At 42.7% G+C, this 11,355-nt stretch carries 17 protein-coding genes; 8 read left to right on the top strand and 9 right to left on the bottom strand.

All coding sequences use genetic code 11. The features are described from left to right. From H9629_RS14075 to H9629_RS14065, 3 genes are all read left to right on the top strand, one after another. Window positions 1-165 (top strand): FAD-dependent oxidoreductase (locus H9629_RS14075; protein WP_191731020.1); only part of this gene is annotated, 165 nt, incomplete at its 5' end. Between the two features lie 692 nt (window positions 166-857). Further along, window positions 858-1,106 (top strand): hypothetical protein, encoded by a 249-nt coding sequence (locus tag H9629_RS14070; RefSeq protein WP_191731336.1) that lies wholly within the window; start codon window positions 858-860, stop codon window positions 1,104-1,106. Window positions 1,107-1,250: 144 nt separating this feature from the next. Next, on the top strand, window positions 1,251-1,457 hold the full coding sequence (locus H9629_RS14065) for a hypothetical protein (RefSeq protein WP_191731335.1): 207 nt from the start codon (window positions 1,251-1,253) through the stop codon (window positions 1,455-1,457). Here the strand turns inward: H9629_RS14065 and H9629_RS14060 are convergent. Then, on the bottom strand, window positions 1,441-2,079 hold the full coding sequence (locus H9629_RS14060) for a LysE family transporter (RefSeq protein WP_191731334.1): 639 nt from the start codon (window positions 2,077-2,079) through the stop codon (window positions 1,441-1,443). The two genes, H9629_RS14065 and H9629_RS14060, sit on opposite strands and share 17 nt — an antisense overlap. A gap of 120 nt (window positions 2,080-2,199) precedes the next feature. Then, window positions 2,200-2,766, bottom strand: a complete 567-nt coding sequence (locus tag H9629_RS14055) for an FxsA family protein (RefSeq protein ID WP_191731333.1) — start codon at window positions 2,764-2,766, stop codon at window positions 2,200-2,202. Between the two features lie 125 nt (window positions 2,767-2,891). Here H9629_RS14055 and ruvC point away from each other — a divergent pair, with 125 nt between their 5' ends. After that, entirely contained in the window at window positions 2,892-3,437 is a 546-nt protein-coding gene (gene ruvC / locus H9629_RS14050; RefSeq protein WP_064095372.1) for a crossover junction endodeoxyribonuclease RuvC, read from the top strand. Window positions 3,438-3,440: 3 nt separating this feature from the next. On the opposite strand, the gene H9629_RS14045 is transcribed toward ruvC, so the two are convergent. Together H9629_RS14045 and H9629_RS14040 are read right to left on the bottom strand one after the other, a co-directional pair. Further along, window positions 3,441-3,713, bottom strand: a complete 273-nt coding sequence (locus tag H9629_RS14045; protein ID WP_191731332.1) for an acylphosphatase — start codon at window positions 3,711-3,713, stop codon at window positions 3,441-3,443. Window positions 3,714-3,723: 10 nt separating this feature from the next. Then, complete coding sequence (locus H9629_RS14040) at window positions 3,724-5,196, bottom strand: NAD(P)H-hydrate dehydratase (protein WP_191731331.1); 1,473 nt, start codon at window positions 5,194-5,196, stop codon at window positions 3,724-3,726. A gap of 23 nt (window positions 5,197-5,219) precedes the next feature. On the opposite strand from H9629_RS14040, the gene queG reads away from it, so the two are divergent. The 3 genes from queG (at window position 5,220) to bioB (ending at window position 7,755) form a co-directional block, all read left to right on the top strand. Beyond that, window positions 5,220-6,314: a tRNA epoxyqueuosine(34) reductase QueG gene (queG, locus tag H9629_RS14035; RefSeq protein WP_191731330.1), complete on the top strand. Its 1,095-nt coding sequence runs from the start codon at window positions 5,220-5,222 to the stop codon at window positions 6,312-6,314. A 103-nt stretch (window positions 6,315-6,417) separates the two neighbouring features. Next, on the top strand, window positions 6,418-6,621 hold the full coding sequence (locus H9629_RS14030; RefSeq protein ID WP_081406329.1) for a hypothetical protein: 204 nt from the start codon (window positions 6,418-6,420) through the stop codon (window positions 6,619-6,621). Between the two features lie 132 nt (window positions 6,622-6,753). Then, window positions 6,754-7,755: a biotin synthase BioB gene (bioB, locus tag H9629_RS14025; protein WP_191731329.1), complete on the top strand. Its 1,002-nt coding sequence runs from the start codon at window positions 6,754-6,756 to the stop codon at window positions 7,753-7,755. Between the two features lie 7 nt (window positions 7,756-7,762). Here the strand turns inward: bioB and H9629_RS14020 are convergent, their stop codons facing one another. From H9629_RS14020 to H9629_RS14005, 4 genes are all read right to left on the bottom strand, one after another. Next, window positions 7,763-7,999 carry a hypothetical protein gene (locus H9629_RS14020; protein ID WP_064101930.1) on the bottom strand — a complete coding sequence of 79 codons (237 nt, stop codon included), beginning with the start codon at window positions 7,997-7,999 and terminating at the stop codon, window positions 7,763-7,765. A gap of 778 nt (window positions 8,000-8,777) precedes the next feature. Then, window positions 8,778-9,677, bottom strand: coding sequence for an MBL fold metallo-hydrolase (locus H9629_RS14015; protein ID WP_191731328.1), 900 nt, complete (start codon window positions 9,675-9,677; stop codon window positions 8,778-8,780). A gap of 2 nt (window positions 9,678-9,679) precedes the next feature. Beyond that, window positions 9,680-10,096: a DUF6691 family protein gene (locus H9629_RS14010; protein ID WP_064101928.1), complete on the bottom strand. Its 417-nt coding sequence runs from the start codon at window positions 10,094-10,096 to the stop codon at window positions 9,680-9,682. 1 nt (window position 10,097) lies between these two features. After that, complete coding sequence (locus H9629_RS14005; protein ID WP_004810628.1) at window positions 10,098-10,514, bottom strand: YeeE/YedE family protein; 417 nt, start codon at window positions 10,512-10,514, stop codon at window positions 10,098-10,100. A 120-nt stretch (window positions 10,515-10,634) separates the two neighbouring features. Here H9629_RS14005 and H9629_RS14000 point away from each other — a divergent pair, with 120 nt between their 5' ends. Then, on the top strand, window positions 10,635-10,955 hold the full coding sequence (locus tag H9629_RS14000) for an ArsR/SmtB family transcription factor (protein WP_004280150.1): 321 nt from the start codon (window positions 10,635-10,637) through the stop codon (window positions 10,953-10,955). Here H9629_RS14000 and H9629_RS13995 read toward each other — a convergent pair. Then, entirely contained in the window at window positions 10,952-11,314 is a 363-nt protein-coding gene (locus H9629_RS13995) for a YidH family protein (RefSeq protein ID WP_064095379.1), read from the bottom strand. The two genes, H9629_RS14000 and H9629_RS13995, sit on opposite strands and share 4 nt — an antisense overlap. Window positions 11,315-11,355: the final 41 nt, after the last annotated feature.

Below are 11,355 nucleotides of genomic sequence, written 5' to 3'. Positions count from 1 at the left end.
CGTGGCGAGATTGTGATTAACGAGCGCAACGAAACCAATGTGAAAGGTGTATTTGCTGCAGGTGACTGTACCACCGTACCTTACAAGCAGATCATCATTGCGACCGGTGAAGGTGCAAAAGCCTCGCTGTCTGCATTTGATTACATCATCCGTTCAGGACAGTAATCTTAACGATAGAAAAGCCAGTCATCCTGACTGGCTTTTTTGTTTTAAGTACAATTTTTATTTTCGGAGCTCGGCTGTTAAGTGCTCAATATTGCCCATTTCTGAATGAATGGCAGATACATTATTTAAGATAGTCACTGCTTTTTTATTATTCAGGTCTAAAATTCAAAAAGCATTGAAACAACCTTTCATATGCAGCTGCGTTAAAATCTTGCTGAAACTACGTGACAGCTTGTTTTTCCACCTCAGTTTGTACGAAACATTGCCCATCCCCCTTAAACTTACAAGTAGCACTGCTATTTTTTTCATGCTTTGACTCTTTATTGGAGTATTTCTGGTTACATAACATAAATTATCAAAATTATTTAAATATTTACCTAATTTTTATATATAAATTTCCCGCTAACCCCCTCGTTAATAATTACAACTCATGCTTTAAATCAAATATTTAAAAATTTTTAGAATACCTTGGGTCGCTAAGATAATCTTTTTTGGCTGCGTTGCCGCACTCCTGATATTGATCGTTTTAAATGAAATGGTTTTTAGGCAAAAAATGCTTTAGTAACCTTTTTGTTAAACCCCATAGGCATGGTTCATGCATTGATTTAGAATCTGATGTGTAAAAAACATGCTGATGTACATTAAAAAAAATAAATTATTCACTCGAATGCTGTGAATTCAAGGAGATCATCATGCTACGTTACCAGTATCATTGTGCATGCTGTGACAAAGTGGTTGAATCCACTCAAAAGGTTTGTAACGATTGTGGTTCACACCATATTCGCAGCCCTTTTGGTTTCTGGATTTTATGTCTAATCGCCTGTCTCGTTACAGCTATCATATTTAAAGTGGTGCATTTGTATGTGCAGTCGCAACAAGAAGTACCGGCACAACACTCACTATTGGATGTTTTAAAAGAAGAAGATAAAAGGCTTCGTTAATTTTATTCACCCCGCAGCAAGACCTGTTCATCCCAAACAGGTCTTTTATGATACTTGAGTCATCCGAATTGTGCTGCAGAAAAACCACCTCATAAGACCTAGATTTGATTTACAATAACCATAGATTCAAATGAGAGACAGGTCATGGTTCAGCTAATTAAAAAAGGTGGATTGCGTGAGCGCGCCAACCGTAGCCGCAGCTATCAAGGTTCTGAAAATACTGAAACCACTTTAAAGCCTAATCGCTATCAAACGGCGCTTAAAAGCCAGGATAATGCAGTATCTCCTATACCTGTCTCATCTACCACTACAGCCTTGCATGAAGATGCACAAATTAATTCATCAGAATAAGCGCGTCATACCACAACCACAATGCGAACAGCAGAAAGAGTCCGCCTGAAATCATATCAATATAACTACCTGAACGTTGGTACAACGCTTTAATTTTTGGTTGGGAAATCAACAGCATTAATAAAGCGAACGTAATAAAGGTCTGCGAGGGAATAATCACAGCCAACTGTGTTTTCAAATAATCTGAAGCAGATGAACTCAAGGCGAGTGAAAATACGCTACTAAAATAGATCAGTGTTTTAGGATTAGAAAGATTGGTCCATAAGCCCAGCATAAAATAGTTTTTAACTTGCACTTGCTCATTTACATTATCATCGGGTTGATATCTATTTTTAAAGCTGTGCAGGCCTCCCTTTAGCATGGTCCAGCCCATCTTCGCCAGGAACACACCACCGAGCACCATCAATACCTGTTGAATCCATGGAAACTGATCAATCAATACAGTGAATCCAGCCAATGTCAGGATGACCCACACCACAATTCCGGCAGAGATGCCTGCGATAACTTTCAGGGCATTTTTGCGTGTGGTAGATGCGGCGCTTTTGGCAATCAAAAGAATATCGGGGCCGGGACTTAACTGGGCCACAAAATGTAAGGCACAAATGGTTAGAAGCAGTGACATGGGTTCCATAAAAGAATTCTGAAAACAGTGCATTATAACTTTTGCGTGAATATTCGCATTATTTATTCTGGTAATAAAAAACCGAATCAAATGATTCGGTTCAAGCTTCAAATAGAATACTTATTTAGGATTCACATCTTTCATTTCAATTTTTTTGGCATCAGGTGTCACTTCACGTGCTTCACCATCAATGATCGTTGAATCACCGTGGCCTGACTGCTGCTTTTGCATATCCTGCATTTGACGCATCATCTCGGCAAATGGATTTTGGCCTTGTGCACCACCCATATCACCCATCATACCCCCCATCATTTTTTCCATCATGAGTTGCTGACGCTTCATCATCGCTTTCATTATTGCGGCTTTAAAGACCTGCTGAACTGCCGGAATAAGCATCAAGACTGCCAGTACGTCAGTAATCAATCCAGGAATAAGCAAAAAGAAACCTGCCAGAATTTTAGGTAAATTTCCTGTTAGTGCAGGATCTGCACTCATCTGTCCCATCTGCATTTGCTGCATCTGTGGCATGACACCGGCCGAATATTTACGGATCAGATTCATACCAATAAAGAATGCGGCTACAAACCAGAAAAATACGTACCACATGCTCCCGACGAGGTCACCCACGCCAATCCAGACCAGTACTTCTAGGATTACACCTGCAAGGATAATAAGAAATAATTTCATGAAAATTAATCTAATCTCAGTAAAATAAATAATAGGATGGGGAAATCAACAGCTTCATCAGGATCAAGCTTTTTTGATACGCTTATGTAACAATATGGGCATTATTCTATTTTTAAAGTGCAGGCATGTCATTAATTATTGGGATTGACCCCGGTTCTCGTTTAACTGGTTACGGGATTATCGAAAAAGACGGCTCCAAACTGACTTTTGTCGATGCAGGTACCATTAGAACAGAAACGGCGGAAATGCCTGAACGTTTAAAACGGATCTTTGCCGGCGTAGAGCGCATTGTAAAATTTTATGGCCCCACTGAAGCTGCAGTCGAACAGGTTTTTATGGCACAAAATCCGGATTCTGCCCTAAAACTTGGGCAGGCGCGTGGTGCTGCAGTTGCTGCACTGGTCAATCTGGATTTGAAAGTCGCTGAATATACCGCGCGCCAGATCAAGCAGTCGGTGGTGGGTTATGGTGCTGCTGACAAAGAACAGGTACAGATGATGGTGATGAATATTCTAAAACTCAGCATCAAGCCCCAGCAGGATGCTGCCGATGCCTTAGCTGCTGCCATTTGTCATGCTCATGCTTCAGGTAGTATGAGTAAAATGGCGGTATTGAATGCGTTGGGCGGTATGGCACGCGGCCGGAGTCGTGTCAGTAGCCGTCGTCGATAAGGTTTAACGCAATATTCTAAAGTCTTGAGCATCCAGGTCAGATTCCAGATGCTCTTGAATAACCGCTTGTACGTTGGCACAAGCAGGCCCTTGCCAACTTCGTGTAATCATTTCCTGAAGCTGGGAGTCTGTTCCAGCAATAACAGCCTCTACCCCACCTATGCTCAAGTTCTTCACATATCCTTTCAGTCCAAGTTGTTGAGCCTGCTCGGCAAACCAGTAACGATACCCAACTCCTTGTACCTGGCCTGAAATATTTAATTTGATGACTGGCACGCTATTCTCCTTAGCGATTCACTACCTGATAAATCGCGTGTTTCATATCCTGAGCCTGCAAACCACGTTGGCCATTTTTGGCCAGTTCATCACCGGCAAGTGCATGCAGCGTTACAATTTCATGCAAATGAATTTTTTGTTTAAATTGTGCCTTTAGACTGGCAATCATTCCGGCCAGCACATCTCCCATTCCACCCGTCCCCATACCGGCATTTCCAGCTGTGCATATATAAAGTTTTTCTTCCAGAATCAGACTGCCTGAACCTTTTAGCAGCCATTGTCCCTGATATTTTTGTTGCAGGGTATGAATAGCTGCAACCCGGTCTAATTCTATTTCTTGAGTACCTTTCTGCAGTAGCGTAGCGGCTTCCCCGGAATGCGGTGTAGCATAGGTTTTGGAGTTCAATATTTGGGGCTGTCTGGCTAAAAACCACAGTGCATCTGCATCCAGGACAATTTCGAGGTCTGAATTTTGAATTAAATCAAACCATGCCTGATATTGCTCTTTTGCCCATTCATCACGCCCCAATCCCATCCCGAAACAGACCGCGTCAACCTGCTGAATCAATGCTATGCGCTGCTCTACAGTGAGAGCATTAATATCACGCAGCATGATATTCGGCGCACGCGACAAAATCGCTGTATGGTGTTTCGCATCACAAGCAATGGTGACTTTTCCCGCTCCTGCAGCAAATGCTGCTTCGGCAGCCATAATCACAGCCCCTCCCATATTGGCATGTCCACCAATCACCAACACATGACCATAACTGCCTTTATGACCAAAAGTTTGGCGTTTGGGTAATTGGATCTGATGTGATGCAAGCTGGGCAATCGGTTGAAGCTCAGTATCTGCGGGAATTACAGAAATCAGTTCGATCTTGCCCGCATATTCCTTACCCTGACCGGTGAACAGTCCGGCCTTGAACCCTAAACCTGTAAAAGTGTAGTCAGCTTTAATCGCAACAGGCATAGGCTGGCCAGTATTGGCACCCAACCCACTCGGAATATCGATCGAGATTTTTAATCCGTTTTGCCGGTTAATGCCATAAATAATATCTTGCCAATTCGAATCCAGCTGACGGTTCAGACCAATGCCAAATAAAGCATCGACATAGGCTTCATATTCGGTTTGAAAGTCAAACTGCGAATAAGGCTGCAAACCGGCTTGTTTGGCTTCCTGCACAGCTGTTGCCAGATCTCTGGAACTGCCCGGTTCAGCCGCATAAATTTCAACTTGAAAACCAGCCTGTTTTAAATATTTGGCCACCAGATAACCATCGCCGGCATTATTACCCTGACCGCAGCAGACAGCGATTTTTTTAATTTTTTGCCTGAAAAATAAAGTGCCCAGTTGCTGGCTGATTGCCCAAGCCATTTGTTGCATTAAACCATAGGAGCTATTTTGCTGCTGAAACCAGCGCTTTTCCCAGGCTTGAATACTTTGGCTATGATAAACGAGGCTATGGTAAACTTGTTGCTGCATTTCTAATTTCCTGTCTTTGGTTTATGACAACTCCCGATTCTCACGCGCAAATTCAGTTCTATCAACAAGATCCAGCTGAGTTAAAGGCCTGGATTAAAGCACAGGCTTTAGAATTGGGTTTTACTGATTGTGTCATTGCCAAACCGGATGCTCAAGCAGAATTAGCCCGCTTACAGGAATATCTGGATCGCGGATATCATGGTGACATGAAATTTCTGGAAGACAATCTAGAAAAACGTGCCAATCCCGCTTTACTGGTTCCCGGCACACGCAGCATTATCTGTGTACGCATGGATTATCTGGTTGATAAACCGGAACCCAGGTATATTCCTTATGCTCCGAACTCCGCTATTATTGCCCGTTATGCCCGTGGCAGGGATTATCATAAGACCATGCGTGGACGCCTGAAGACCTTGGCGTCAAAAATCCGGGAAAAAGTAGGAGATTTTGAATCACGTCCTTTTGCGGATTCAGCACCCATCTTTGAAAAATCTCTGGCTGAAAGTGCCGGTATGGGCTGGACAGGTAAACACACCCTTCTGATTCATAAAACATCAGGCTCATTCTTTGTGCTGGGCGAACTGTTTACTTCACTCGAACTCCCTTTTGATGCACCTGCCAGTAAACATTGTGGCTCCTGTACTGCATGTATCGACATCTGTCCGACTCAGGCAATTGTCGAGCCTTATATGCTGGATGCTCGCCGCTGTATTGCCTATCTGACTATCGAATATAAAGGCGTTATTCCAGAAGATTTGCGACGCGGGATTGGTAACCGTGTTTTTGGCTGTGACGATTGTCAGCTGATTTGCCCTTGGAACAGCTTTGCCCAAGTCACCTCGGTAGAGGATTTTCATCCACGGCACGGACTGGATCAGGTCAGTTTACTGGACTTATGGCAATGGGATGAAGCGACCTTTTTAAGTGCGACTGAAGGTAGCCCGATGCGCCGTACCGGTTATCAAAGCTTTATGCGTAATATCGCGATCGGTCTGGGAAATGCACCTTTTGATGAACAAATTGTTCAGGCACTCCATCAGCAGCGCGCCCATCATGATGAGATTGTACAAGTGCATATTGATTGGGCTGTTCAAGAACAACTGGCAAAATCCAGTTAATTTTCTATCTTTACCTAGCGTCACAGTTTCACTTAAAAGCCTTACACACCCTTATTTCAGACTATGGCATAAATACAAATAGTCAAAATGAAATGGAGGAAAGATGATGTCATCAAAAAATCCAAATCAAGAGCTACTTGAACAGCTTCAGGAAGAACAGCAGAAGCACCAACAGCAGCAACCCCAGCATGGGCCAATTAATTCTCCGAAAAACAACCAGCATGAACAGGACCAGCGCGTGTTTAACAAGCAGCATCGTAGTGATCTGCATGGTCAGGATATTCATGGAAATCACAGCAACAAATAAGCTGTCCAGTAAAATGCAAAGCCCACCTTGTGTGGGTTTTGTTTTTTCTATAAGGTCATATTTTGCTAATGAAGATAGCCATGCTTTTACTTAAGATGAAGCATGTAAATAAGTATGAACAAGGACAGACAGATGAACAGTAGTGATGTCGTACGTAATGATTGGTCACGTGAAGAAATACAAGCACTTTATCAGCAACCTTTAATGGATTTAGTGTTTCAGGCACAACAGGTTCATCGTGAAAATTTCACTGCAAATACCGTTCAGGTCAGTACCCTGCTCTCGATTAAAACCGGTAAATGCCCTGAAGATTGCAAATACTGTTCTCAATCAGCTCACTATGATTCCAAACTGGAAGCTGAAAAACGTATTGCAGTCGAGAAAGTCATCCAGGAAGCTAAACAGGCACTGGCTTCTGGCAGTTCACGTTTTTGTATGGGTGCTGCGTGGCGCAACCCGCATGAACGCGATATGCCTTATGTGCTGGAAATGGTACGTGAAGTCAAAGCATTAGGTTTGGAAACCTGCATGACACTGGGTATGCTAAATGAGTCACAGGCAGAACGCCTGAAAGATGCAGGTCTGGATTATTATAACCACAACCTGGATACTTCTCGTGAATACTACTCACACGTTATCAGCACACGTAGCTTTGATGATCGTCTAGATACGTTGGATCATGTGCGTCAAGCTGGCCTGAAAGTCTGTAGTGGCGGTATCGTTGGTCTGGGCGAAAGCCGTAATGACCGGATTGGCTTATTGTATGAACTTGCGACTTTGGCTGTGCATCCGGAATCTGTGCCAATCAATATGCTGGTTCCGATTGAAGGCACACCGATGGCAGATGTAGAAAAACTGGATGTCATCGAGTGGATTCGGACGATTGCCGTAGCACGCTTGCTGATGCCAAAAAGTTATATCCGCCTTTCTGCAGGCCGCGAATCCTTAACCGATTCAGATCAGGCTCTGGCATTTATGGCCGGTGCAAATTCTATTTTCTCGGGTGAAAAACTGTTGACGACCCCTAATACTGCTCAAGGCAGAGATCAGCAACTTTTTGCTAAATTAGGTCTGGTTGCAGAACAGCCAAAACCAGGTGTTCGTAGTCTGGCCACAGATGCCATGACAAGCTAATAATTGTTTAACTTGATGAACTCGTAGAAAAGTTATGTGCAGTAATTAAAATGCCATAACGGGCATTCAGATAATCTCCCACTCGGATTTGATCTGTTCCATTGGCATGATGCACCACTAGCTCTTGAGTGACTGCATCATAGCTAAATGCGTCATAACTGTCTTGATGCAGGCTGAGCCAGTGCAGCGTATCCGCCAGGTTATCATCTACGATATAGGTATCTGCATAGAAATCCTTGCTCATCTTCCGCTGTTCACCCAGTTAAAATTCCCTTTAATTTTAACGTAAATTAGCGAATTACAGACATAAAAAAGTGAGCCTATGCTCACTTTTCTTGCAAGAACGTTAGTCCTTATTTGTCCCGCATTTACGACACTCCCTATGTTCGCCGATTTCTTGCATTTGCTCATATTCATAAATATGCAGACAGAACAGTTTTCTTAAAAGCTGAAGCATCTTTGAAACTCCTGTTTAATCATTTTTTTAATACGCTTCTTAAGATATTCCTTCCTGAAACATCATGATTTTTGACTAAAAAATCACCTCCTATTAATTAACATAATTTTTTCACTTGTAAAATGCATTTCATCTACTTTTCACTTTTTTTGTTAATTTTTTTGAAACGCAACATAGTCCTTTCACGAATATTATTTTTTGGGATTAAAGAGAATAATTTAAATATACCAAACCAAAATAACACCTTGATACAAGACTAACCTATTGTGCTGCAAAGAAGCTCTTTGATGAAAAGATAGAACTGAAAAGATTATTATGTAGCGCCCATCCGGACAGGGAGATCTGTTTAAAACAGTAAACCTGGATAAAACTGCTTAAATAAAAAATATATTAACATTTGCTGTTCAAAAAATAGCGAGAAGTAAATTTAATTGAATAACTAGATTCACTTCTCGCTGGCTCGTACGAAGCAGACGAGCTCACCTTGGTTAACGTTTAACTTCAGTCTGATTCAGATAAAAAAAAACATGTGCAATCAACATGATCACACATGCCAAGGAGGATTTTAAGACTTAAAATAATTCAACGGCAATTTCAAATAAGACACACCGTTGGCTTCAGGCTCAGGGAACTGCCCTGCTTTCATATTGATCTGAATTGCCGGCAGAATCAGTTTCGGCATATTTAAAGTAGCATCACGCTGATGTCGCATTTCGACAAACTCTGCTTTACTGGTACCTTCGTGAATATGAATATTCTGGGTTTTCTGGGTTCGTACATCTGTTTCACAGACATAGTCATGACGTGTTGAAGGCAGGTAGTCATGACACAAGAACATCCTAGTTTCAGGCGGAAGCTGATACAGTGACTGTACCGAATCGAATAAGGTCGATGCACTACCACGCGGGAAATCGCAACGCGCTGTACCATAGTCCGGCATAAACAGGGTATCACCCACAAATACCGCATCCCCGATTACATAGCTGAGACAGGCCGGTGTATGCCCTGGCGTAGGGATATTATAGGCATCCAGTTTACCAATCTTGAAATACTCATGATCCTCAAACAGGTAGTCAAATGGTTGCAGGGCATTAAACTGTTTCATGTCCAGATGATAAATCGCACCAAAGGTTTCCTGTACCACAGAAATCTTCTGGCTCATGGCAATTTTACCGCCCAGTTCTGCCTTGAGGTATTGCGCTGCGGTCAGATGATCGGCATGAACATGGGTTTCCAGAATCCACTCAACAGTTAAATTTTCTGCCTTAACATAGGCAATAATACGATCTGCATGTGTAGTCGATGTACTGGCCGAGGCCGCATCATAATCCAGGACACTGTCAATAATGGCACAATGTCCGGTTACAGGATCACTTACCACATAACTGAAAGTATTGGTGTTTTCTTCAAAGAAATCTTGCACAACCGGTTGTTGTACCTGTTTTTCCATTGAAATGTCTTGCATAGTTAAGCTCCTGACCATTTACGGTGAATCCATACACCCACCAGCATTGCTACAACAAAATAGAGCACTTGATAGTGACCCAAACCGATCAAGGTGAAACTTGGTGCCGGACAGATGCCCGCAATCCCCCAACCCACACCAAATAAAACCGCACCGGTAATCAGTTTCTTATCTATCTGATTATTTTTAGGCAAATCAATAGGCTCATTAAATACTGTTTTCGGTTGAGCCGCACGTACCGCTTTCTGGAAAGGAATAAAGGCCACCGCAATCGCGCCCATCATCACAAAGGCCAGACTGGCATCCCAATCACCAAACAGATCCAGAAAGTCGAGTACTTTTTCAGGATTGGACATGCCCGACACCATCAGACCCACAGAGAACAGGGCACCAAATAAAAAGGCAAACACATTTTTCATTTTAGAATGCTCCTGTGATATGACGGATAATATAAACGGTGACAAAACCTGCAAACATGAAAGTCATGGTCGCGACAATAGAACGCTTAGACAGCCGACTAATGCCACAAATTCCGTGACCACTGGTACAGCCCGAACCCAGACGTGTCCCAAAGCCTACCAGCAGACCTGCCACAATCATCATCAATGGGCTGGCATTCAATTCAATTTCAGGTTGTACAAACAGACCATAAATAAACGGTGTAATGATCAAGCCTGATAAAAACCAGATCGCAGGCGTTTTAAATACGGTTTTTGGGTTTAATACCTGCCCAACCAAACCACTGATTCCTGCAATACGGCCATTGACGTACAGATAGCCGACCACTGAAAGTCCGAGCATTAAACCGCCAATAAATGCGATGAGGAAGTCATGCATGGTGAATCAATCTCTATACAATATACTTTTTTATATTATATAATAAAAAATAATAATCAAGCAGTTTTATGGTAAATTGTGTAAACTGCACGGGCTACATCAAAGGTTTCGAGGACATTTATGGATATGATTGCTGCAAATGCCAAAATTGATTTTTCACAGGTCGATTTCGTCAGCCAATGCCTAAAAGTTTTAGCCAATCCTGATCGTCTGAAAATCTTATGTGTCCTGGTCGACGGGGAAATGAATGTTCAGGAAATTGAAGAATCTACCGATATTCATCAACCTACACTTTCACAACAGCTGACTGTACTGCGTAAGGCCGACATGGTTGGCACCCGACGTGAGGGTAAACAGATTTTCTATCGTCTGAGTGACCCCAAGGTCTTGAGCCTGATGCAAAAGCTGTACGAGCTGTATTGCGCCCAACCCTCTTCCTAGTGCAGCCAAAAAGAAATGATCAGAAGCAGTCCGCTAAAAGCAGTAAACAGGTTTAGCCATACGGGATACTGGGTGTAATAACCTTCAATAAATTCCGGCGGTCGCAGTGATGCCAACCCCCGTCGATATTGCAGGATTGAGGCGAAATTTACCAACATACCAAATACAATCACCGCAATTCCCAACCATTGTGAATAAGCTATTTTCTGTGCATAAGTGTCTGGGTCCACCAGTTGCACTAGCAGGTTGGATTTTTCAATCACAAAACCAAAAGCAATTAATGCCAAACCACTCCGGTTCCACGCCAGAGCGGTTCGTTCCAAAGCAAGCAGTACCCGTGGATCATCCAAATTTGACATGTCTTATCTGCTCTTCATGCTTAGCCTATCCACCAATGTAA

Source organism: Acinetobacter pecorum (assembly GCF_014837015.1).
Lineage (GTDB): Bacteria > Pseudomonadota > Gammaproteobacteria > Pseudomonadales > Moraxellaceae > Acinetobacter > Acinetobacter pecorum.
Note: the sequence above shows the minus strand (reverse complement) of the source record. Positions and strands in the feature narration are given on the sequence as shown.

Coding starts and splice junctions, on each gene's coding strand:
- H9629_RS14070 (WP_191731336.1), top strand. CDS start 858: ATGCTACGTTACCAGTATCATTGTGCATGCTGTGACAAAGTGGTTGAA.
- H9629_RS14065 (WP_191731335.1), top strand. CDS start 1,251: ATGGTTCAGCTAATTAAAAAAGGTGGATTGCGTGAGCGCGCCAACCGT.
- H9629_RS14060 (WP_191731334.1), bottom strand. CDS start 2,079: ATGTCACTGCTTCTAACCATTTGTGCCTTACATTTTGTGGCCCAGTTA.
- H9629_RS14055 (WP_191731333.1), bottom strand. CDS start 2,766: ATGAAATTATTTCTTATTATCCTTGCAGGTGTAATCCTAGAAGTACTG.
- ruvC (WP_064095372.1), top strand. CDS start 2,892: ATGTCATTAATTATTGGGATTGACCCCGGTTCTCGTTTAACTGGTTAC.
- H9629_RS14040 (WP_191731331.1), bottom strand. CDS start 5,196: ATGCAGCAACAAGTTTACCATAGCCTCGTTTATCATAGCCAAAGTATT.
- queG (WP_191731330.1), top strand. CDS start 5,220: ATGACAACTCCCGATTCTCACGCGCAAATTCAGTTCTATCAACAAGAT.
- H9629_RS14030 (WP_081406329.1), top strand. CDS start 6,418: ATGATGTCATCAAAAAATCCAAATCAAGAGCTACTTGAACAGCTTCAG.
- bioB (WP_191731329.1), top strand. CDS start 6,754: ATGAACAGTAGTGATGTCGTACGTAATGATTGGTCACGTGAAGAAATA.
- H9629_RS14020 (WP_064101930.1), bottom strand. CDS start 7,999: ATGAGCAAGGATTTCTATGCAGATACCTATATCGTAGATGATAACCTG.
- H9629_RS14015 (WP_191731328.1), bottom strand. CDS start 9,677: ATGCAAGACATTTCAATGGAAAAACAGGTACAACAACCGGTTGTGCAA.
- H9629_RS14010 (WP_064101928.1), bottom strand. CDS start 10,096: ATGAAAAATGTGTTTGCCTTTTTATTTGGTGCCCTGTTCTCTGTGGGT.
- H9629_RS14005 (WP_004810628.1), bottom strand. CDS start 10,514: ATGCATGACTTCCTCATCGCATTTATTGGCGGTTTAATGCTCGGACTT.
- H9629_RS14000 (WP_004280150.1), top strand. CDS start 10,635: ATGGATATGATTGCTGCAAATGCCAAAATTGATTTTTCACAGGTCGAT.
- H9629_RS13995 (WP_064095379.1), bottom strand. CDS start 11,314: ATGTCAAATTTGGATGATCCACGGGTACTGCTTGCTTTGGAACGAACC.